This window comes from Kitasatospora sp. NPDC057692 (genome assembly GCF_042799475.1).
Taxonomy (GTDB): Bacteria; Actinomycetota; Actinomycetes; order Streptomycetales; family Streptomycetaceae; genus Kitasatospora.
In genome coordinates this window covers 94,181-116,935 of sequence record NZ_JBHVIV010000015.1, presented here as the reverse complement: position 1 = coordinate 116,935, position 22,755 = coordinate 94,181, and the positions used below count along the sequence as shown (strand labels likewise).

Genomic DNA, 22,755 nt, shown 5'->3' with positions numbered 1-22,755 from the left:
GGTTTTCCGAGAAATACGGGCGGGCGTGGAATGAGCCGGAGAATCCCCTGCCCGGAAATTCGAGCGGTCAGGCATCCATGGGGAACGCGAGCGGTCACGCGTGCGGAAGAATACGTGAGAGGCGGGCGTAGTGATGGTGGGTCAGGAGCGCGACGGCATGAGCGGTGCGAGGACCGCCGAGGCGGCGGGGGAGCCCGTCGCGGTGATCGGGGTGGGACTTCGCCTCCCCGGGGGGATCACCACGCTGGGCGGGCTGTGGGAGGCCTTGGCCGCCGGCCAGGACCTCGTGACGTCGGTGCCCGCCGACCGGTTCAGTACCGATGACTTCGTGGTCGGCGACGGCGGGGTGAGAGCGGGGAAGGCGTACACCGGGGCGGCCGGGATCGTCGGGGACGTGTGGGGGTTCGACCCGGAGTACTTCGGCATCTCGCCGAAGGAGGCGGGCCAGATCGATCCGCAGCAGCGGCTGCTGCTGGAGTGCGCCGTGGAGGCCTTCGACGACGGCGGCGTGGATCCCCGGCTGCTGGCGGGTTCGGACGTGGCGGTCGTGATGGGGCTGACCGTCCAGGACTACTGGGGTCTGCTCACCCGGCGCCCCCGGGTGATGAACTCGTTCGCCCCCACCGGCACGGGCGCGTTCAGCGCGGCGAACCGCCTGTCGTACCTCTTCGACTTCCACGGCCCGTCCCACACGGTCGACACGGCGTGCTCGTCGTCCCTGACGGCACTGCACCTGGCGGCCGAGACGGTCCGCTCGGGCCGCTGCGAGGCCGCGCTGGCCGGCGGGGTGAACCTGGTGCTCGGCCCGGGCGGGCACGTCATCTCCAGCCAGGCGTCGATGCTCTCGCCGACGGGGCGCTGCCACTCGTTCTCGCAGGACGCCGACGGCTTCGTCCGCTCGGAGGGCGCGGGCGTGGTGCTCCTGAAGACGCTGAGCCGTGCGCTGGCCGACGGCGACCGGGTGCACGCGGTGATCAGGGCCTCGGTGGTCAACGCCGACGGGCGGACCTCGGGGATGTCCATGCCGGGCGCGGACGCGCAGGCGGCGATGCTGGAGCGCGCGTACGCCGAGGCCGGTGTGCGCGCCGACCAGGTGTCGTACGTGGAGGCGCACGGGACGGGGACGGCGGCCGGCGACCCGACGGAGTGCGAGGCCCTCGGGCGGGTGCTGGGGCGCCGGCGCGGGGGGAGGCCGCTGCCGATCGGGTCGGTGAAGTCGAACCTGGGGCACCTGGAGGCGGCGGCCGGCATGGCGGGGCTGTTCAAGGCGATGCTGGTCCTGCGCGAGCAGCGGGTGCCCGCCACCCTGCACGCGCAGCCGCTGAACCGGGCGATCGACTTCGACGGACTGGGGCTGGACCCGGTGACGGCGCTGCGGCCGCTGGAGGCCGGGGCCGGCGTGCGGCGCATCGCCGGCGTCAACTCGTTCGGCATCGGCGGCGCGAACGCGCACGTGGTGCTGGAACTGCCGGACGCGCCGCCGGCCCCCGGCGCCCTCGGGGACGGCGCCGCGGGGACCGCGAGCCGGGAGCCGGGCGCGGCCGTGCCGGTGGTGGTCACCGGCCGGACCGAGGCGGCGCTGCGGGAGTCGGCACTGGCGATGGCCGCCTACCTGGAGGGCCTCGACGACTCCGCCCTGGTGGACGTCGGCTTCACGACGGTTCGGCGCCGCGAGCGCCGTGAGCTGTGCACGGCCGTGCTGGCCGCCAGCGGCGCGGCGGCCGCCAAGGCCCTGCGGGAGACGGCGGAGAAGGGCGCTTCGGACGAGGCGGCGTCGGCCGTCAGCACGGCCCGGGGGCGGGTCGGGTTCGTCTTCAGCGGGAACGGCACCCAGTGGCCGAGGATGGGCGCGGAGCTGCTGGAGCAGGACGCCGCCTTCGCCGCCGAGGTCCGGGCGGTCAGCCGCGAACTGGAACCGCTGCTGGGCTGGTCGGTCGAGGCGGAGATGGCGGCCCCGGACAACGCGCGCTGGGCGCTGACCGAGGTGGCGCAGCCGATGCTGTTCGCGCTGCAGGCCGGACTGGTCATGTCGCTGCGCGAGCGGGGGGTGCGGCCGCACGCGGTCTGCGGTCACAGCGTCGGCGAGGTCGCGGCCGCCTACTGCGCCGGAGTCCTGGACCGGACCCGGGCCTGCCGGGTGATCGCGCACCGCAGCCTGGCGCAGGCGCCCACCTTCGGGACCGGGCGGATGGCCGCGCTGGCGCTGTCGCCCGCGCAGGCCCGGCGGCTGCTCGACGAGACGGGGGCCGGCGACCGGGTGGTGGTCGCGGCGGTGAACTCCGCCGATGACGTCACCCTGGCCGGGGACGGCCCGACCCTGGAGGCCCTGGAGGAGCGCTGTGTCCGCGACAGCGTGTCCTTCCGCTTCCTGCGTCTGGACTACCCCTTCCACAGCCCGGCCATGGACGCCGTCCGCGGCGCGCTGCTGGACGGCCTCGGCGGGCTGGAGGCCGGCCGGGGCGGGATCCCGCTGGTCTCCACCGTCACCGGCCGCGCGGTCGCGGACCACGAGATGGACGCCGACTACTGGTGGCGCAACGTGCGGGAACCGGTCCGGTTCGCCGAGGCGGTCGCGGCGCTCATCGGCGAGGAGCACGGCTGTGACGTCCTGGTCGAGGTCGGTCCCCACCCGGCGCTCAGCGGCTATCTGCGCCGCATCGCCGCCGACCAGGGGGCGGCGGTGGAGGTGGCGTCGACGCTGACCCGGATCAGCGCCGGCCCGCAGGCGCTCGGCGGCACCGTGCTGCGCGCGGTCGCGGCCGGGGCGCGGCTGGACTGGGACCGGTTCTTCCCCCGCGGCGGCCGCGTCGTGGACGTCCCGGCCTACGCCTGGCAGCGCCGGCGCTACCAGCTGGGGGACCCCTCGTGGTGGGCCGACCACGAGACGGCGCCGGCGCCGCAGCCGGCCGCGTCCAGCCCGCTGCTCGGCCGGCGCCTGCTGGCGGCCGACCCGACGTGGGGGCGGGAGCAGGGCGCGGCCTGGATCGCCGATCACCGGGTCGGCGGCGCCGTGGTGATGCCCGGCACGGGCTTCCTCGACATGGCGCTGTCGGCGGCCCGCGAGGTGCACGGCGGACCGGTCGAGCTGCTCGACGTGACGCTGGCCAGGTCGCTGGTCCTGCCCGGCGATCCCGGGGCGGCTCCGGTGCGCACCACCACCACGGTCCGCCCCGACGGGACCTTCGTGGTCGCCGGGCACACCGGTGAGGACGTCGAGGCCGTCCAGCACGTGAACGGGCGGTGGCGCGGCCTGGCCGACGCCAGGCCCGCTCCGGTGGACACGGCCGCGCTCGCCCGCCGCCTCGGCCGGGCCGTGGACGTGTCGGACCACTACCGGGCCTGCGCCGAGGTGTCGCTCGACTACGGTCCGGCGTTCCGTACGCTGGCGACGCTGACCGTCGAGGACGGCGAAGGGCTGGCGGGGCTCCGTACGGACGCGTTCGCCGACGCCGAGCACCAGGCCCGTGTGGTGCTCCTCGACGGCTGCCTCCAGGCGATGCTGCCGCTGGCCGCGCGTGTCGTCTCCGGCTCCGCGCAGCCCTACGTCCCCCACCTCCCGGTGTCGGTGGGGAGCGTCCGGGTCTGGGGCCCGCTGCCCGCCGCGGTCACGGCGCACCTGCGGCTGACGGCCGTCGTCGAGACCGGGCTGATGGCCGACATCACCGTCTGCGACAGCGACGGAACGGTGCTGCTCGATCTGGGGGACGTGTACGCGCGGCGCATCGAGAACCGCGGTTCCCCCGCGCCCGAGGTCTACACCGAGGTGCTCAGGGCGCGCCCGCGGATGACCGCGCGGCCCGGCACCCCCTGCCCGCTCCCCGCGCCGTCACGCGTCATCGAGGACTGCGGCCCGGTCGTCACCCGGCTCGACGACGCGTTCCGGGACCGCGGCTACGCGGGCCACCTGGAGCGGTCCCGGGAGCTGAGCGCGCACTACATGGCGGCCGCGGTGGGCGGGATCCTGGACGCCGCGGCGGCGCGCGGCGTGATCGAGCCCGCCGGGCCGGCCGGCGGACCGGCCTTCGGCCTCGACGACCTGAGGAGCGCCGGCGTCCGGGAGAACATGTGCCGGCTGGTGGAGATGATGCTGGCGGTCGCGGTCCGGTACGGGCTGCTGACCGCGCGCCCCGACGGGGGCTGGTGCCGGAGCGGCACGCCGGTGCCGGAGGAACTGCTGCAGGACCGGCTGAACGCGTTCCCGGAGCTCGTCGTGATGTGGCAGGCCGCCGCCTGGGTCGGGCGCAGCCTGCCCGGCGTCCTCACCGGTGAGGTGGAGGCGCTGGAGGTGCTGTTCGGCGAGTCCGGCCCGATCGCGGCGCAGGTGTACAACCACGATCCGGGGCTCGCCTACCTGTCCGACACCGCGGTGGAGTACGTCCGCGCCGTCCTGGCCGACTGGCCGGCCGACCGGCCCCTGCGGGTCCTGGAGGTCGGCGCCGGCACCGGGGGCTTCACCTCCCGGATCCTGCCCCACCTGCCGGCCGAGCGCACCCACTACGTGTACACCGACGTCTCCTCGGCGTTCTTCCCCAAGGCCGAGGCCCGCTTCGCCGCCTTCAACTTCCTGGAGTACCAGGTCCTCGACCTGAGCGCCGATCCCACCGGGCAGGGGTTCGTGGCGGGGTCCTTCGACCTCGTCCTCGCGAGCAACGCCCTGCACACGACGGCCGACATCACCGAGGGGCTGCGCAACGCCGCCGCGCTCCTGGACCACAACGGTCAGATCGTCGCCCTCGAAATGCACAGCAACACCTACGTCGCGACGCTGTTCGGCATCCTGGACTCCTTCTGGGACTCCTCCGACACCGGTCTGCGGCCGGCCGGTCCGGCGCTGACCCGCGACCAGTGGCCGTCGGCGCTGGAGCGGGCGGGGTTCTCCGCGAGCGGTTTCCTGAGTGCGGAGCCGGAACGGGAGGGCGTTCCCGGATCGGTGATCGCGGCGGTCCGCGGCGCGGGCGCGCGACCCGGCGGCGCACCGTCGGAGCAGGACGCGGGCGGCGCGGCCGGCGCGGCGTCCCCGTGCCTGCTGTTCGCCGAGAGCGGGAACGTCTCCGCCGACGGCCCGGGCGGCTTCCTGGCAGCCGCCCTGAGCGCCACGGGAGCACGCGAGGCGGTGCTCTCGGCCCTCCGGCCGCAGACGGACTGGGCGGCGCTGCTGCCGTCCTCGGGGCCGGTCGACATCGTCCTGATCGCCGACGACACCGAGCGGACGACGGCCGAGCGGACCACCGGGCGTGCCGCCCGTGCCTGCGCGGAGCTGAGCACCCTGGCAACCGCCCTCGCCCGGGCCGGCGCGGAGCTCCACCCCACCCTGTGGCTGGTCGCGGGCACGACCGCCGACAGCCCGGACGCCCCGGTGACCCACACGGGCGCGGCCCTGTGGGGCGCCACCCGCACCCTGGCCAACGAACAGCCGCTGGTGACGGTCCGCAGGCTCCGCGTCGTCGGCGGGGACGCGGAATCGGCGCGGGAGGCGGCCCGCCACGTCGCGTACGAGATCACCCACCCCGACGCCGAGGACGAGTGCGTGATCACCCCGCACGGGCGCTTCGCCGCGCGGGTGCAGACGCTGCCGGAGACCCGGCGGACCCGCGTCCACGGTGCCACCGCGCACTTCTCGCTGGCCGTCCACGGCGAGGCGGGCAACCCCCACCGGCTCGTCTGGCAGGACGGCGGCGTCCCCGCCCCGGGGCCGGGTGAGATCACCGTCCGCGTGCAGGCCGCGGCCCTCAACGACCGGGACGCCCTCGTCACCACCGGGCGCCTGCTCCCGCCCCGGGGCGCCCGCCCGGGCGACGTCCACCTCGGCTGCGAAGGCGCGGGCACGGTGACCGCGGTCGGGGACGACGTCACCGGCATCGCTGTCGGCGACCGGGTCGCCGGGATCACCCGCGGCGGCTGGCTGGCCTCGCACATCACCCTGCGCGCCGACCGGGTGGTGAAGCTCCCCGCGCACCTCGCCTCCGCCGCGGCGGCGACCCTGCTCACGGCGCGGCTGACCGCGCACCACGTCCTGGGACACCTGGCCGGCCTGGGGCCCGGCGGCAGCGTCCTCGTCCTGGGCGGATCCGGCGCGGCGGGGTCGGCGGCCGTGGACTTCGCCCGGCGCGCCGGGAGCCGCGTCATCGTCGGCGCCCACACGCCGGCGCTGCGCGCCCTGCTGGACCTTCCGGGCGTCGACCACGTGGTGGACTCGGGAGCCCCCGGCTTCGCCGCGGAGGTGCGGCAGGCGGCCCGGGGCGGTGTCGACGTCGTGCTCAACCTCGGCTCCGTCACCGCGGACCTGCGCCGCCGTGCGCTGGACCTCCTGGCGCCAGGCGGGCACTTCTTCGACGTCGGACCGCTCGCGGCGGCTTCGCCGGCACCCCTGCACACGCGGCCCCTGGAGCGCGACGTCACCGTGCACGCCATCGACGTCGTCGGCTGGTTCGACCACCCCTCCGGCACGGTCGACCACTGCCTGCACGACCTGCAGAAGGCGATCGACAGCGGCGAATGCCCTCCGCTGCCCCACACGGTCCACCCCGCGGACCGGATCCACGAGGCCATGGACGGCCTGCTGGCCGGGCAGCAGGCCGGAAAGACCGTCATCGTCCTCGACGACGGGGTCCTGCTCGATCGCGCCCCCGAGCCGCCGGTGATGGACCCCGAGGCCACCTACCTGGTGGTGGGAGGCCTCGACGGCTTCGGCGCCGAGACCGCCCGGCACCTGGTCCGCCGGGGAGCGCGCCACCTCACGCTCGTCAGCCGGCGCGGCACCGAACGCAACCCGGACGCCGTGGCCCTGGTCGGCAGCCTGAACGACCAGGGTGTCCAGGTGGACGCCCGCGCCGTCGACGTCTCCGACCCGGAAGCCGTCGACCGGCTCTTCCGCGACATCGACGCGGGCGGACGCCGGCTCGCCGGGGTGCTCCACGCGGCGATGGTCCTCGACGACGACGAGATCACCGACCTGACCGTCGAGCGGTACCTCACCGTCCTGCACCCCAAGCTCACCGGAGCGCTTCTGCTCGACGCCCACACCCGCGAACGCGACCTCGACTTCTTCGCCCTGTACTCGTCCTTCGCCGCACTGCTGGGCAACCGGAGGCAGGCCTCGTACTGCGCCGCCAGCCTCACCCTGGAGAACATCGCGCGCCGGCGCCGGCACGACGGCCTGCCCGCCACCGTCCTGCAGCTGGGCGCCATCTCCGACGTCGGGTACGTGCTCCGCACCGGCATCACCTCGGTGATGAGCGACTACGGCATCCTCCCCATGACCTCGGCCCAGGCGCTGGACCGCTTCGACCTGCTGCTCCTCCACCCGGACACCACGGTCACCGCGGTCGTCGCGGAGGCCCAGGGCCGTGAGCAGGAGCTGATGGCCTTCCTCTCCACCGTCACCGCACCCCGTACCGCCACGCTGGTCCGCACGCACGACGCCGGGGCCAACGACAGCCTCCTGCCGCGCCTGCGGGCGGCCGCCAGCGCGGAGGAGGCCCGCCCGATCCTGCTGGAGGCCCTCACCGGCTGGCTCGCCTCAGGCCTCCACACCACACCCGACCGCGTCGACGTCAACCGCCGCATCGACCAACTCGGCGCCGACTCCCTCACCGCCACCGAACTCATCGGCCACATCCGCCGCCACACCGGATGCACGATCGCCGCCTCCGACGTCACGGCCGCACCGCTCACCGGCATCGCCGGCACCGTCCTCCAGCACCTGCGCCCCGAGAACGCGTCCTGACGGACCCGAGGTGCACAACGGACCTGAAGTCCACAGCGGACCCGAAGTCCGCAGCTGAACCGCACACCGGTTGTCCGGGCGGTGGGAGCAGTCCCTGCTCCCGGTGGCGACGAACGGTCAGACATCCCGGGAGAGAACAGATGCCGCTCAGGACAGCCCTCGCCTTTCCGCCCTTCAGCAACCCCTACCCTCCGGGGATCCTGCGCACGCTGGCGCACACCAACGCGAGCGTGGCCGCCGCCCTCGCGATCGCGGACCGGAAGCTCGCCGAACTCGGCCATCCGCCCGTGACGCGCAGACTCACCGGCGAGGCCTCCGGACCGGCCCCCGGCCCGGACACGGAGTACGTCCACAACCTGGTGGCGGCGACGCTCGTCCCGTACTCCGTCTACGCGTCACTGGAGCTGAGGATTCGGCCGGCCATCCTCCTCGGGCACGGCGCGGGCTTCAACGTCGGGAGCGTCATCACCGACCTCATGTCCATGGCGGAGACCATCGACGTCCTCCTCGGGGGCTACCTCGAAGCCGAGCGGATCTCCCTGCGGGGCGGAATGCTGGCCCTCGCCGCCGACCAGCGGACCGCCCGGGCGCTGTGCCGGCAGGTCTCGGAGGACGGCCTCCACGTCGGCATGATCAACACCCCGAACCAGACCGTCGTCTGCGGCCGGTTCGACGACCTGGACCTGCTGGAGGGCCACGCGGAGCGCCGGGGCATCCCCTGCAGGCGCCTCGCCGCCATCCTCCCCATCCACACCCCGCTGTTCAGGCCGGCGGCCGTCCGGGCGGTCCTCCGGCAGGAGGAGCGAACCGTCCGACCCGTCCTGCCGCCGCTGTACTTCACCACCGAATGCCGGCCCGTCATCGAGACCGACACGGTCAGGAACGCGTCACTCGCCATCTGGACCAAGCCCGCGAACCTGATCGAATCCGTCGCGGACCTCCAGGAGAACTTCGGCATCAACCACTTCATCGAGGTCAACACCACCCCGACCCTCGCCCCCATGATCATCCAGAACGCGCACCCGGGCACCCGGGTCGACGGCCCGCCGCTCGGCATCACGGATGCCGCGGACGTCCTCCCGTTCCTCAACGCCGCCTGCTGACCCCGATCCGTGCGGAACGGCCCACCGGTCTCCCGGTGGGCCGTTCCGCGTTCGGGGTCACCCGCTCGACCGGCTCCGGCTCGGCGCGTCGGCCGAGGGGGCGGCCGGCTCGGCCTCGGGCGAGGAGCGCCGGCGGGCCAGGGCGAGGCTGGTCATCGTCGTGACCGCCATCGCGGCGATGCCGACCAGCGCCGCCGTGGTGTACGCGCCGTCGTTCGGGAAGAGGCGCCCGGCGTCGGTGCCGGTGGCGAGGACCAGCCCGCCGACGGCACTGCCCAGCGAGTACCCGACGCTGCGCACGACGTAGTTGAAGCTCATCGCACTGGACGTCTCGCTCTTGGGAGTGACGGCCAGGATGACGCCGGGCATGGCGGCCGAGAAGCTGCCGACACCGAAGCCCAGCACGCTCATCGCCACCAACAGCTCGACCAGGTTCGACCGGGCCGCGGCGAAGAGCACGAACCCGCCACCGATGACGACGGCGCTGGCGGCCAGCAGCACGGGGGCGTCGATCCGTTCGCGCAGCCGGGGCGTCACCTTGCCGGCGACGAACCCCAGCACGGAGAACGGCACGAGGACCAGCCCGGCGACGAAGGTGGTGAGCCCGAAGCCGTACCCGGCGCTGTGCGGCGTCTGCGCGTACCGGGTGATGAGCGTGAGCAGGAGGTACATGCCGATCGCACCGACGAACATGGCGAGGTTCGCACCGGCGACCGCCGGGTGCCGTACCGCCCGGAGGCCGACCAGGGGCGTCCTGCCGCGCAGCTCCGTGACGGTCCACAGGCAGAGCAGGACCACGGCGGCGACGGCGAGGACCGCCGCCACGGCGAGGTGGCGGCTCCACAGGCTCCGCTGGCCGGCGAGGAACAGGACGAGGAACAGCCCGCCCGCCAGGAGGAGCGCGCCCGCGATGTCGACGTGGCCGGAGCGGCCTTCGGGTGCCGTCGGCATCGACCGCCAGGCGGCCAGGAGGGCGACGGCGGTGACGAACAGGCCGAAGCCGTAGGCGGCGCGCACCCCGCCGAACTCGGTGAGCAGGCTGGCCAGGGGGTAGCCGACACCGACCCCGACGATGGAGACCACCGAGACCAGGGAGATGACGCCCGCGCTGCGCCCCTCGGGGAGGTGGTCGCGGGCCACGCCCATCATCAGCGCCGTCAGACCGAGCCCGACGCCCTGCGCGGCCCGGCCGACGAGCAGCCAGGCGAACGGCAGCGGCAGCACGGTGAGCGCACTGCCGACGACGACGACCGCCAGCGTGACGAGAATGGTGGCCCGGCGGTGCGGGCCCGCTCCGAGCCGGCCGAGGACGGGCGTGGCGACCGCGCCGCTCAGCAGCGCGACGGTCAGCGTCCACTGCGCGCTGTCGAGCGAGACGTGGAACGTGGTCGCCACACTGGTGATGAGCGGCGCCCCGAGGCTGCCGACCGCCGCCACGACCAGGGCGATGAACATCAGGGAGGGGACCAGCAGCCGCGCCTCGGAGCGCTCCGTGGTCGTGCTCATCGGCCGGCCCCGATCATGATCGGGCTGCCGCTCGACGGCGGCCGCGGCGGCGGGGAGCCCACGCGGGGCCCCGGGGGCGCCGTCGCCTTCCGGGGGGCCGGACACGGCACGGCCGATAACACGGGTCGGGCGGTCATGCACAGGACCGTAGGACCCGGGGCGAACCGCCGTCCAATCCGGGATCGGACTGATCCCGATAGCCGTGGACTATCAACTCTGCAGGTACAGCGGCGCGTTGTCCCATCGTCGATGCACAGTGACGCGCGTCACACCCGCGGCGCCGGCCCTGGCGAAAGGCTGCCGAACGGGTGATCGGGCCGCGGCCCGCCCGTCAGCCGAACTCGGCCGCGCGGTCGACGGCCCACCCCGCGAAGGTGCCGGCCGGCCGCCCGGTCAGGCGCTCCACGTGATCGGTGATGCGGTGCGACTCCGGCCGGTGCGCCGAGGCGGCCGGCAGCGCCTCCACCAGCCGCTCGGGACGGCCGTCCGCGAGCATGCGGGAGCGACGGGCGCACCGGAGCGGAGGCGCCCCGCGGGCTACAGGCGTTCCTCGATCCCGACGGCCTCCCGGAGGTCCTCGTGGGCCTGCCCCCGTTCGCCCTGCTGCTGTTCGAGCAGCGCGCGGGCGATCGCGTCGAGCTTGCGCTGGACGGCGTGCTCGGCGCGCCGTTCGGCGTTCTTCAGCATCGCCAGCAGCAGCAGGGTCACGGCCGTCATGACGTCGCCGACCAGGAGCTGCCACTCGGTGGCGAGTCCGGCCGCGTGCGCGACCACGAAGAGGGTGACCAGGGCCACGCAGAGTGCGGCGAACGCCGGTGAGCTGGTGAAGTTCGACGCGAGTTCCGCGAACTGCTCGAAGCGGCCGCGCCGGCCGTCCGCGCGCTTGCGTGCGGGGTGGCGGAGGGTCATGGCGTCACGTCCTCGGCTCATCCGGTGGGCGCGGCCCCCGGGCGGCGGGGAGCATGGGGTTGCCCCTTCCCGGATCGCCCGCCGGGCGGTCCGCCCGGCCGTCAGTGGCCGAGGGCGTCGGCGAGCTGCTTCTTGTTCATCGTCGAGCGGCCGTGGATGTTGCGCTGCTTGGCCTCGTTGTAGAGCTGGTCGTAGGTGGGACCCTGGGAGCCGGAGTGCGAACGCTGTCCGCCGCGGCGGGACGAGGAGATGTCGTGGGTGGAACTGCGGCTCGCGGTCCTGGACTCGCCGTGCCGGGCCCGTTCCTTGTTCACCGTCCGCGCCGCGATCTCCTTGGCGCGCTTGGGGCTTTCACCGCGTTCCAGCGCGCTGTCCTTGATGTGCTCGTACTGTCGTTCCCGCTTCTTGCTCGAACCGGCGGGCATGGTTCCTCCTCCGAATCCTTCGAGGTTCCGTTGCTGCCGCGCGCCTACCCGGCGGAGCTCCCTCTACGCGCCGGACCGGCGACGCACATGCCGTACGGCGTTCGGGAGGTGATCAGCGCGCCCGGGCCGCGGTGAGCCGTCCGCGCCGCGATCGACGCCTGCCCCAGGAGGCCGCCGCACTCAACGGCAGCTTCCTGACGATCACAACCCTGGACCCCGCCGGAGACGGCGAAGTACGGTGGGCGCGCCGCTGGAAACCCGCCCTGAACGCCTTCGAGACGACCTGCCCGGGCCGCTCGACCGCACGCAGCAGCGACAGCAGCTGACCAGCGCTCACATCCGCTTTGCCACCGGAACGCCCGACACGTCTGATGCGCGTGTCATGGCGGGTTCACGAGGGGGGATCGACAATGACGTCGGCGAGCACGTTCGGGATCGGCCGGGTCCACCGGGCTGTCGAGGAGCGGGCGAGACGGGCTCCGGACGACATCGCCGTGGTGGCGGGGACGGTCCGGACCGCGTACGGGGAACTCGACCGCCGGGCCGATGCCGTGGCCGGCGAACTGCGCCGCCGGGGGGTCGGGCGCGGTTCGCCGGTGGGGGTCTGCCTGGACCGCGACGAGTGGCTGGTCCCCGCGCTGCTGGGGGTCTGGAAGGCCGGTGCGGCCTACGTGCCGCTGGATCCGGCCCACCCGGCGGACCGCCTGGAGTTCATCGCCGCGGACGCCGGGATCGCCCACCTGGTCTCCTCGGCGGCCGTCCTGCGGCGCCGCGGCGACGTCCTGCGGGCCACCGGCGTCGACCTGCTGCTCGTCGAGGCCGGGACGGCGGACCCGGGGGCCGGCGACGGCGCCGTTGCCGACGGCGCCGGCCCCGGCGTCGTCGGCGAGCCGACGGACGCCGCGTACGTGATGTACACCTCGGGCTCGACCGGGCGGCCCAAGGGCGTGGTGGTCGAGCACCGCAACGTGACCGCCCTGCTGCGGTGGGAGTCGTCCGTGTACGCGGACGAGGAGCTTCGCGGGATGCTGGCCGCGACCTCGGTCTGCTTCGACCCGTCGGTGACCCAGCTGTTCCTCCCGCTGCTCCGCGGGGGGACGGTGATCCTGGCCGAGAACCTGCTCGCGCTGTCCGCCCTTCCCGCCCGGGACCAGGTCACGATGGTCTACGGGACGCCGTCCGCGCTGGCCGCGCTGGTACGGGAGCCGCTGCCACCGGGCGTGCGCACCGTCCGCGCGGGCGGCGAGGCGCTCACCCGGGCCCTGGCCGACCGGATCTACGCCAACGCCGGCGTACGGCGGGTGGTCCAGAGCTACGGTCCGACCGAGTGCACCGTGAGCTGCGTGACGCACGAGGTGCCCCGCGACGGGCGGGCGGAGCCGCCGATCGGATCGCCCTACGCGGAGAGCGGGCTCTCGATCCGCGACAGCGCCGGGAACCCGCTGGGCGACGGCGAGACCGGGGAGCTCTGGGTGTCCGGTCCGCTGGTCGGCCGGGGCTATCTGGCCAGGCCGGAGCTGACGGCCGAGCGGTTCGTCACGGACGCCGCCGGAGTGCGGCACTACCGGACCGGCGACCTGGTGCGGCGGGTCGACGGGCTCCACCACTTCGCCGGGCGGATCGACGACCAGGTGAAGGTCCGCGGCTTCCGGATCGAGCTGGGCGAGGTCGAGGCGACGCTCGCGGGGCACCCCGCCGTCCAGCACGCCGTGGCACTCGCACCGGCCGACGGGGACGGCACCCGGCGTCTGCTGGCCTACGCGGAGTCGGCCGACCGGACGCTCACCGAGGCGCGGCTGCGCGCCTGGCTGCGGGACAGGCTGCCGGACCACCTGGTTCCCTCCCGGATCGCCGTCCTCGAACGCCTGCCCGTCGGACCGACCGGCAAGGCCGACCGCGCCGCGCTGGCCGCGGTGGCGTTCGGCCGGGCGGCCGACACCGAGTACACGGCCCCGCGCAGCGACGCCGAGCGACGGATCGCGGAGATCGTCGCCGGTGTCCTCGGCCTGGCGGAGGTCGGCGTCCACGACGACTTCGCGGCGCTCGGCGGCCATTCGCTGGCGGCCGCCCGCGTCTGCGCCCTCCTGGGCCGCGACTTCGGGACGGCCGTCCCGCTGGCGGGCTTCCTCGCCGCGCCCACCGTCGCCGGACTCGCCGCGCTGCTGCACGGCGGGTCGGCCGGGCGCGCGGGCGGCGCGCCGGAGCCCGCGCTGGTCCGCCACCCCGGGCGGGACGGCTACCCGCTGACGTCCGCGCAGCAGGGGATGTGGCTGCTGCGGCAGGTCGCGTCCGGTGAGCGGGCCACCACCATCGCCTTCCGGCTGCGCCTGCGCGGACTGCCGGGCACGGCGCGGCTGCGGGCCGCGCTGGACGCGGTGGTCGGGCGGCACGAGGTGTTGCGCAGCGTCGTGCTGGCCGGCTCCGGCGTGGACGACTCCGGCCGGGCGGTCGACGACGAACCGGTCGCGGTGGTCCGCCCGCCGGCCCCGGTGCCGTTCGAGGAGCACGATCTCAGGGGAGTGCCCGAGGCGGAGCGGGGGAGCCGGGCGGCCGACCTGGCGCGCGCGGCCGCGAGCCACGCCTTCGACCTCGCCACCGAGACGCCGCTCCTCAGGGCCACGCTGCTCCGGCTCGACGAGGATGCCGCCGAGCTGGTCGTGGTGACCGACCACGTGGCGTTCGACGGCTGGTCGATCGGCGTCCTGATGGCGGAGCTGGCCGACGCTCCGGGCGGCGGGGCGGACCACCGGGCCGGCGGCGGCTCGGCCCTCGCACCGCCGCCCGTCCAGGTGGGCGACATCGCGCTGCACGAGCGCGCGCTGGCCGCCCGCCCCGACCGGGTGGAGGAGCTGCGGGCCTTCTGGGCCCGGGAGCTGGCGGACGCCGTCCCGCCGCACGACCTCTTCTCCGCCGCGCCCGCCGGTCCCGGTCGACTGGCCGGCGAACGGCTGGCCCGTCCCCTCGACGCGGGGACGGCGGCCGTGCTGCGGGGGCTCGCGGCCGACTGCGGATCCACGCCGTTCCCGGTGTTCCTGACCGCGCTCGGCGTGCTGGTCGCCGCCTGCACCGGCCGGTCGGACGTCGTCCTGGGCGCGGCCGTGGCGCACCGGGCGGACCCCGAGCTGGAGGCGGTAGTCGGGCCGCTGGTCGGTATCAGGCCGATCAGGCTGGGACTGCGGGAGGGGGAGTCGTTCCGGAGCGCCGTCGGCCGTGCCTCCGCCACGACCGCCCGCGTCCTCGACCACTCGGGGTTCACCGTGCAGGACGCCTTCGAGGCGGCCGGCATCGAGCACCCCCGGGGAACGATGGGCACCCCGGTCGTGCTCTCGCTCCAGCCGCCCGGCCTCCCGGTGGCGGTGGAGCGCGACGGCGTCCGGCTGGAGCTGCTCGGGGAGGTGAGCAGCGGTGGGACGCAGGCACCGCTGACCGTGTTCGTCAACGAGACGGTGCGGGGGCCCGAGCTCCAGATCGAGTACGACGTGGACCGGTTCGGCCCGGCCGACGCCGAGGCGTTCGCCGACCGGCTGCTCCGGGTCCTGCGCGCCGCGGCGGCCGATCCGGACCTGCCGCTGTCGGCCCTCGACGTGGTGAGCGGGGCGGAGCGGGCCGCCCTGCTCGCCGCGGGCACCGGCGTCCCGCTGCCGGCCGACGGTCCGCGGACCGTGGTGGCGGCCGTGCTCGCGCAGGCCGCCCGGAGGCCGACCGCGGTGGCCGCCTCCGACCCGCACGGCGAACTCGACTACGCGGAACTGGCCGAACGGTCCCGGCGGGTGGCCGCGGCCCTGCTCGCGACGAGACCGTCCGGGCCCGCGGCAGGACCTGCGGCGGCCTTCACCGTCGGCGTCTGCCTTCCCCGCGACCGGTACCTGCCGGCGGCCCTGCTCGGCGTCCTGCGCGCCGGGGCGGCGTACGTCCCGCTGGAACCGGACCAGCCCGTCGAGCGGCTGCGCGGCCAACTCGCCGACTCCGGGGCGACCGTGGTCGTCGCCGCGGGGGAGACCCTCGCGCTGGCCGGCGCGCTGGGCGAAGCGGTCGGCGCCGGCGTCCTGGACCTGGGCGGTCCGAGCGACCCCGGGCCCGTGAGCCTGCCCGAGCCGGCGCCCGAGGACCTGGCCTACGTGCTGTACACCTCCGGTTCGACCGGCCTGCCCAAGGGTGTGGAGGTCACGCACGCGAACCTGGCGGCCTTCGTCGCGGCGATGCGGATCACACCGGGCGTCCGGCCCGAGGACGTGATGCTGGGTCTGACGTCCCCGGCCTTCGACGTGTTCGGGTTCGAGCTCTGGGTCGGTCTGAGCTGCGGGCTCCGGCTCGCCGTGCTGGACCGCGAGGCCGCGGTGGACGGGTACGCCGTCGCGCGGTTCATCGACCGGGCCGGGGTGACGCTGATGACCGCCACACCGACCACGCTCCGGATGCTGGTCGCCGCCCAGTGGTCGGGACGGGGGGTGCGCGTCGTCAGCATCGGCGAGCCGTTGGACCCCGGACTGGCGGGTGAACTCCTGGCGCGGACCGGCGAGTTGTGGAACGCCTACGGGCCCACCGAGAGCACGGTCTACTCGACCATGGCGCGGGTGGAGGCGCCTGTCGGCGCGACGGTGCCGATCGGCCGGCCGTTGGCCGGGGAGACGGCCTACGTGCTGGACGCCATGGGCCGGTTGGTGCCGCCGGGGGTGACCGGAGAGCTGTGGATCGGTGGCGCGGGCGTCGCCCGGGGCTACCGGAACCGGCCCGACGCGACCGCGGCGGCGTTCACCGCCGATCCGTTCGCGCCGGGCGGCAGGCGCTACCGGACCGGCGATCTGGCCTGCTGGCGGTCCGGGGGCGTGCTCGACTTCCGGGGCCGCCGGGACCACCAGGTGAAGCTGCGCGGCCACCGGATCGAACTCGGCGAGATCGAGACCGCCCTGCGCGCGGAGCCGGCGGTCGCGGACGCGGCTGTCGTGATCCTCGGCGAGGGGGCGGACGCCCACCTGGTCGGCTACCTCGCGGCGGGCGCCTCTGCGGCGACCCCGGACGCCGTCAACACGCTCGCGCTGGAGGAGCGCCTGCACACCCGCCTTCCGGACCACATGGTGCCCCGGCAGTGGGTCGTGCTCGACGCCCTGCCCCTGACGGCCTCGGGCAAGGTGAACCGCGGCGCCCTCCCGGCACCCGGGCCCGGGCCCGGCCGCGACCGGGCCGCCCCCGGAACCGATGCCGAGCTGCTGGTGGCCGAGGTGTGGGAGGCCGTCCTCGGCACCGCCGAGGTCGGCGCCCACGACGACTTCTTCGCGCTCGGCGGGCATTCGCTGGCGGCCACCCGGGTCGCCGGCCGGCTGATGGCGGCGCTGGACCTCGCGGTGCCGGTGCGCCTGCTGTTCGAGCACCCGGTCCTGGCCGACTTCGCCGCCGCGCTGGAGGCCCTGCTGCTCGCCGACCTGGCGGACTCCGCCGACCTCGCCGACTCCGCCGGCCAGGCCACCCCCGCCGCCGTCACCGCCGGCGGTGCCGCATGACCGAGGTGTCCGCCGAGCGACGGGACCCCCAGCTCGCCAACGCGCTGCGCGCCCGGCTGGCCTCGGCCCGCCGCACCGCGGCCCGCAGCACCCCGGCGATCCCCGCCCGACCGGACGGGGACGCCCCGGCCCCGCTGTCGGCCGCCCAGGCACGGCTGTGGTTCCTCACCCAGCTGGACCCGGAGAGCACCGCGTACCACATCCCGGTCGCGCTGCACCTGCGCGGACCGCTGGACCGCCCGGCGCTGCTGGGCGCGGTGCGGGACCTCGCCGAGCGGCACCAGGTCCTCCGGAGCCTGATCGTCGAGACCGACGGCGAGCCGGCGGCCGTGACGGGCCCGGCGGACGCGGTGCCGCTGGCCGAGGCCGACCTGACCGGGCCGGGGGAGCGGGAGTCGCTGGACCGCCGCCTGCTGGAGGAGCAGCGCCGACCGTTCGACCTGGCCGTGGAGCCGCCCCTGCGGGCGATGCTGCTCGGGCTCGGCCCCGAGGAGCACGTGCTGTCCCTGACGGTCCACCACATCGCCTTCGACGCCTGGTCGAGGACGGTGGCGGTGGCGGAGCTGGCGGCGCTCTACACGGCACGGCTCGGGCTGGCCGACCCTCCCGCACCGCCACCGGTCCAGTACGCGGACTACGCGCACTGGCTCTCCCGGCGGCCGGAGGAGGACCGCGCGGAGGCCGACCTGGCCTGGTGGGTCCGAGCGCTGTCCGGCCTGGAGCCGGTCCTCGACCTGCCCACCGACCTGCCCCGCCCACCGGTCGCGGACCGGACGGGCGCGGAAGTGCCGGTGATCCTGCCGCCCGCCCTGACCGCCAAGGTGCGAGGGCGCGCCACCGAGCTCGGCTGCACGCCCTTCATGGTGCTGCTCGCCGTCTGGCAGGAACTGCTGGCCCGGCTGTCGGGCACCGACGACGTGCCGGTCGGCGTGCCCGAGGCGGGACGGCGGCACCCCGACACCGAACGCACGATCGGCTTCTTCATCAACACCCTGACCGTCCGGACCGACCTGTCGGGCGGGCCCAGCGGCCGGGAGCTGCTGGCCCGGGTGCGGGACGTGGCGCTGGAGGCCTTCGCCCGCACCGAGGTCCCGTTCGAGCGGATCGTGGACCGGCTGCGCCCGGCCCGCGACCTCTCCACCACACCGGTCTTCCAGGTCCTGCTCAACGTGATCGACACCCCGGCGGCGGCGCCGCGCTTCCCGGGACTGGCGGCCAGGGTCTTCGCCCCGCCGGCGACGACGGCCAAGTTCGACCTGAACCTGGCGTTCACGGCCACCTCCTCCACCGGCGACGGCGACACCTACGAGGGGTCGCTGATCTACCGCACCGACCTCTTCGAGCGGCACACCGCGCGGCGGATCACCGAGTGGTACGCGGCCCTGCTGGACGGCGTGCTGTCCGATCCCGACCGCCCCGTGCGCGAGGTGGCGCTGGAACCGGTGGACGGGCCGCTGCTGTCCGGGCCGCGCCGGCGGTTCGACCTCACCCGGCCGCTGCACGCCCTGGTCGAGCGCCGGGCGGCCGAACGGCCCGACGCGACGGCGGTCGTCGGCCCCGACGGCGACCTCACCTACGGACAGCTGGACCGGTGGGCGAACCGGCTCGCGCACCGGCTGCTCGCGGCCGGGGTCGCACCACAGGAACCGGTCGCCGTCCTGGCCGACCGCCGGACACCGCTGGTGGTCGCCCTGCTCGCCGCCCTCAAGGCGGGCGCGGTCTACCTGCCGCTCGACCCGGCGTACCCGGACGACCGGCTGGCCGACATCCTGGCGACGGCGGGCGCGCGCGTCGTCCTCGCGGAGCGGGAGTTCGCGGACCGCCTCCCGGACCGCCTCCCGGGGCACGGCGCGGACCCGGCCGGCCCCCTCACGGAGCTGCTGATCCTCGACGGCCCGTCCGCTCCGGGCGCGCCCACGGACCGGCCCGGCGGGGGACCGGAACAGCCCTGCGGGCCACCGGAGGTGGCCGTCGATCCGGCCGCACCGGCCTACCTGATCTTCACCTCGGGCTCGACCGGCCGCCCCAAGGGCGTCACGGTCGAGCACCGGCAGATCGTGCACTACCTGCACGCCGTCGCCGAGCGACTGGCCGAACCCGGCGTCGCGGGCGGCTCGTTCGCCCTGGTGTCGACCCACGCGGCGGACCTCGGCATGACCAACCTGTTCGGGGCGCTGACCACCGGCGGCACGGTGCACCTGGTGGACCGCGAGGTGGCGACCGACCCGGAGGCGTACGGGGCGTACCTGGCGGCGCACCCGGTCGACGCGGTCAAGATGGTGCCGAGCCATCTGGAACTGCTCGCCGCCCACGGCGACCTCGGCCGCGTGCTGCCCCGCAGGCTGCTCGTCCTCGCGGGGGAGGCGTGCTCCTGGGACCTGGTGGCCAGGATCCGGAGTGCGCGGCCCGGGCTGGCCGTGCAGGTGCACTACGGGCCCACCGAGACCACGGTGTCCGTGCTCGGCTGCGCCGTGGAGGAGACCCCGCCGGACCGGCGCTCGGGGACGGTGCCGATCGGCCGGCCCCTGGCGGGCGTGGACTGCTGGGTGGTCGACCCCGGCGGCCGGCCGCTGCCCGCCGGGGTGCCCGGCGAGCTGTGGATCGGCGGGCCGAGTGTGGCGCGCGGCTACGTCGGCCGCCCCGACCTGACCGACGAGCGCTTCGTCCCCGATCCGGTGACCGGCACCACGCGGTGCTACCGCTCCGGGGACCGGGTCCGGCTGACCGCGACCGGGCTGGTCGAGTTCCTCGGCCGGATCGACGACCAGGTCAAGATCCGCGGCTTCCGGGTGGAGCTCGGCGAGGTGGCCGGCGCGCTGCGCGACCGGCCCGAGCTCGCCGAGGCGGTGGTGCTGCCGGTCGGCGAGGCCCACGCCGCGCGGCTCACCGCCTGGGTGACCCCCGCGGCGCCCGGGTCCGCCGTGGACGTCGCCCGGGTGCGCACCGCCCTGCGCGGCCGGCTGCCCGACTACATGGTGCCCTCGGCGATCGTCGTGCTCCCCGCGCTGCCGCTCACCCCCAACGGCAAGGTGGACAGGTCGGCCCTGCCCGCGCCCGAGCCGGCGGCGAGCACCGGGCACACCGCCCCGGGCACACCGACCGAGCTGCGCGTCGCCCGGGCCTGGGCGCAGGTCCTGGAACCGGGCGCGGCCGACGGCATCGGCATCGACGACGACTTCTTCGCCCTGGGCGGCGACTCCTTCCGGGCGGTGCGCGCCGTCCGGGCGATCGACCCGGCGCTCCGGGTGATCGACCTGTTCACCCGGCCGACCGTCCGCGAGCTGGCCGCGTTCCTCGACGCGGCCGAGGCGGGCGGGCCCGACGGCGAGCGCCGCCTGCTGCACCGGCTGGCGGGCCCCCCGCCCGGCCGCCTCCCGACCGTCACCGTGGTCTGCGTCCCCTACGGCGGCGGTTCGGCGGCCTCCTACGGCCCGCTCGCCACGGAGCTGGCCGCGGCGGTCCCGGGCGCGGCCGTGCTGGCCGTGGAACTGCCGGGACACGACCCGGCCCGGCCGGACGAGCCGCTGCTCCCGCTGACCGTGCTGATCGACCGGGTCGTCGCCGAGCTGGCCGAAGCCGCCGGAAGGGCCCCGGGCGGCCGAGGCGGCCCGGTGGCGGTCTACGGCCACTGCGTCGGCTCGGCCGCCGCCGCCGAACTGGCGCTGCGTCTGGAGGCCGAGGGCGTCCCGGTGGCCGGCCTGCTGGTCGGCGGGAGCTTTCCCGGCGCGCGGCTGCCGGGGCGCCTGTCGACCTGGCTGCGCACCAGGTTCCCGGCCACCCGCTGGACGTCCGACCGGGCCTACCGGGACTTCCTGCGCACCCTCGGCGGCCTGGACGAGGACGGCGACGCGGAGGCGTCCGAAGCGGCCCAGCGGACCATGCTCCGGGCCCTGCGGCACGACGTGGACCAGGCCCAGGGCTGGTTCACCGGCGAACTGACCGGCCCGGGCGCCCGCAGGCTGCGGGCCCCGGTGCTCTGCGTGATCGGTGAACGCGACCGGTCCACCGAGCTCTACGAGGAGCGGTTCGCGGAGTGGGGGGCCTTCGCCGACCGGGTCGAGCTGGCCACCATCCCCCGGGCGGGCCACTACTTCCTCAAGCACCAGGCCGCCGCGCTCGCCGCGCTGGTCGGCGAGCGGCTGGGCGCCTGGGCCGGCGGCAGGCTGCCGGAGCCGCTCGCCGACGTCACGGTCGTCGGCGGGAGGGCGCGGCGCGACCTCAGGGACTTCTACCTGGTCGCCGCGGGTCAGACGGTCTCCCTGATCGGCAGTGCGCTGACCTCCTTCGCCCTCGGCGTCTGGGCCTACCAGCGCAGCGGGCGGGTCCTCGACTACGCGCTGATCAGCATGCTCGCCATGCTCCCCGCGATCGTCGCGGCGCCGCTGGGCGGCGCGGTGGCGGACCGGATCGACCGCCGCCGGGTCATGCTCACCTGCGACGCCGTCTCCGCGGCCGCCACGGTGTCCCTGGTGGCCGCCCTGTGGAGCGGCGGCCTGCGGCTCTGGCAGGTCGGTCTGATCGTGGGCGTCATGTCACTGGTGACGGCCTTCCGCAGACCGGCCTACCTGGCGGCGGTCGCCCAACTGGTCCCCAAGCCGTACCTGGTGCAGGCCAACGGCCTGGCCAACCTCGGCGCCGGCCTGGGGACGCTGATCGCCCCGCTGGCCGGCGGCGCGCTGATCGGGCTGGTCGGCCTGCCCTGGGTGGTGGCCGTGGACGTCGCGACGTTCCTGGTCGGCCTCGCCGCGCTGCTGTGGGTGCGCTTCCCCGACCGGCTCTTCCGCCGGCGGGAGGAGTCCTTCGGCCGGGCCGTCGTCGGCGGCTGGCGGTTCCTGGCCCGGCGCCGTCCGCTGCTGGTCATGATCGTGTTCTTCATGGTGGAGAACTACCTGGGCACCCTCGCGGTGACGCTGACGGTCCCGAGCGTGCTCGGCTTCAGCGGCACCACCGCGGTGGGCGTGGTCACCGCGGTCGGCGGCGCGGGGGCCGTGGCGGGCAGCCTGATCGTGGCGCTGTGGGGCGGCACCGCGCGGCGGGCCACCGGCATGGTGGGGTTCGTGGGCGGCGTCGGCCTGGGCGTCGTCCTGGTCGGCCTGCGTCCCTCGGTGACGCTGGCGGCCGTGGGCGCACTCGTCTGGTGGGCGTCCATGAGCATCCTCAACGCGCACTGGCTGGCCATCATCCAGCTCAAGGTCGGCCCGGACCTCCAGGGCCGGGTGCTCGCCACCAACCAGATGCTCGCCGTCGCCATGACCCCGCTGTCCTTCCTCACCGCCCCGCCCCTCGCCGAGTCCTTCGCCGGCCTGCTGAACCCGGGAGGGGCGCTGGCGGGCACGGTCGGGCGCGTGCTCGGCACCGGGCCCGGCCGCGGCACCGGCCTGCTCCTCGTCACCTGCGGGGTGCTGCTGATCGTCTGGGCCGCCCTGGGCCTGCGCTACCGCCCCCTGCGGTACCTGGAGGACGCGCTGCCGGACGCCGTCGCCGGTGCGGAGACCGCCGAGGACCTCGACACCGTGCAGGCCGCGGCCGACCGCGCCCTGCCGGGCCGGGTGCCGGCGGCCGGAACGGCGGTGACGGGCGCCTGAGCC

Annotated in this window: 8 protein-coding genes; 4 read left to right on the top strand and 4 right to left on the bottom strand. The window is 75.5% G+C overall.

The genetic code is table 11. The features are described from left to right. Window positions 1-157 precede the first annotated feature (157 nt). Window positions 158-7,726, top strand: coding sequence for an SDR family NAD(P)-dependent oxidoreductase (locus ACFVFS_RS12090; RefSeq protein ID WP_380622968.1), 7,569 nt, complete (start codon window positions 158-160; stop codon window positions 7,724-7,726). 140 nt (window positions 7,727-7,866) lie between these two features. Continuing rightward, a complete protein-coding gene (locus ACFVFS_RS12085) occupies window positions 7,867-8,829 on the top strand; it encodes a hypothetical protein (protein ID WP_380622966.1) in 963 nt (320 codons plus the stop codon). A gap of 57 nt (window positions 8,830-8,886) precedes the next feature. On the opposite strand, the gene ACFVFS_RS12080 is transcribed toward ACFVFS_RS12085, so the two are convergent. The 4 genes from ACFVFS_RS12080 to ACFVFS_RS12065 all read right to left on the bottom strand — a co-directional run bounded on the left by ACFVFS_RS12080 (window position 8,887) and on the right by ACFVFS_RS12065 (window position 11,669). Next, window positions 8,887-10,335 carry an MFS transporter gene (locus ACFVFS_RS12080; RefSeq protein ID WP_380622964.1) on the bottom strand — a complete coding sequence of 483 codons (1,449 nt, stop codon included), beginning with the start codon at window positions 10,333-10,335 and terminating at the stop codon, window positions 8,887-8,889. A gap of 331 nt (window positions 10,336-10,666) precedes the next feature. After that, window positions 10,667-10,831, bottom strand: coding sequence for a hypothetical protein (locus tag ACFVFS_RS12075; protein ID WP_380622962.1), 165 nt, complete (start codon window positions 10,829-10,831; stop codon window positions 10,667-10,669). A 41-nt stretch (window positions 10,832-10,872) separates the two neighbouring features. After that, window positions 10,873-11,244 carry a low affinity iron permease family protein gene (locus tag ACFVFS_RS12070; RefSeq protein WP_380622960.1) on the bottom strand — a complete coding sequence of 124 codons (372 nt, stop codon included), beginning with the start codon at window positions 11,242-11,244 and terminating at the stop codon, window positions 10,873-10,875. A gap of 101 nt (window positions 11,245-11,345) precedes the next feature. Then, window positions 11,346-11,669, bottom strand: a complete 324-nt coding sequence (locus ACFVFS_RS12065; RefSeq protein WP_380622958.1) for a plasmid stabilization protein — start codon at window positions 11,667-11,669, stop codon at window positions 11,346-11,348. Between the two features lie 410 nt (window positions 11,670-12,079). Between ACFVFS_RS12065 and ACFVFS_RS12060 the strand changes: the two genes are divergently transcribed. Continuing rightward, the gene (locus ACFVFS_RS12060; protein ID WP_380622956.1) at window positions 12,080-17,167 is read left to right on the top strand and encodes an amino acid adenylation domain-containing protein; all 5,088 of its coding nucleotides are present in this window, start codon (window positions 12,080-12,082) and stop codon (window positions 17,165-17,167) included. Further along, on the top strand, window positions 17,164-22,752 hold the full coding sequence (locus ACFVFS_RS12055) for an amino acid adenylation domain-containing protein (RefSeq protein ID WP_380622954.1): 5,589 nt from the start codon (window positions 17,164-17,166) through the stop codon (window positions 22,750-22,752). Before ACFVFS_RS12060 ends, ACFVFS_RS12055 begins: the two co-directional genes overlap by 4 nt. Window positions 22,753-22,755 lie beyond the last annotated feature (3 nt).

Bases quoted from the DNA above. Each gene is read 5' to 3' on its own strand.
- ACFVFS_RS12090 (WP_380622968.1), top strand. From the start codon at position 158: ATGAGCGGTGCGAGGACCGCCGAGGCGGCGGGGGAGCCCGTCGCGGTG.
- ACFVFS_RS12085 (WP_380622966.1), top strand. From the start codon at position 7,867: ATGCCGCTCAGGACAGCCCTCGCCTTTCCGCCCTTCAGCAACCCCTAC.
- ACFVFS_RS12080 (WP_380622964.1), bottom strand. From the start codon at position 10,335: ATGAGCACGACCACGGAGCGCTCCGAGGCGCGGCTGCTGGTCCCCTCC.
- ACFVFS_RS12075 (WP_380622962.1), bottom strand. From the start codon at position 10,831: ATGCTCGCGGACGGCCGTCCCGAGCGGCTGGTGGAGGCGCTGCCGGCC.
- ACFVFS_RS12070 (WP_380622960.1), bottom strand. From the start codon at position 11,244: ATGACCCTCCGCCACCCCGCACGCAAGCGCGCGGACGGCCGGCGCGGC.
- ACFVFS_RS12065 (WP_380622958.1), bottom strand. From the start codon at position 11,669: ATGCCCGCCGGTTCGAGCAAGAAGCGGGAACGACAGTACGAGCACATC.
- ACFVFS_RS12060 (WP_380622956.1), top strand. From the start codon at position 12,080: ATGACGTCGGCGAGCACGTTCGGGATCGGCCGGGTCCACCGGGCTGTC.
- ACFVFS_RS12055 (WP_380622954.1), top strand. From the start codon at position 17,164: ATGACCGAGGTGTCCGCCGAGCGACGGGACCCCCAGCTCGCCAACGCG.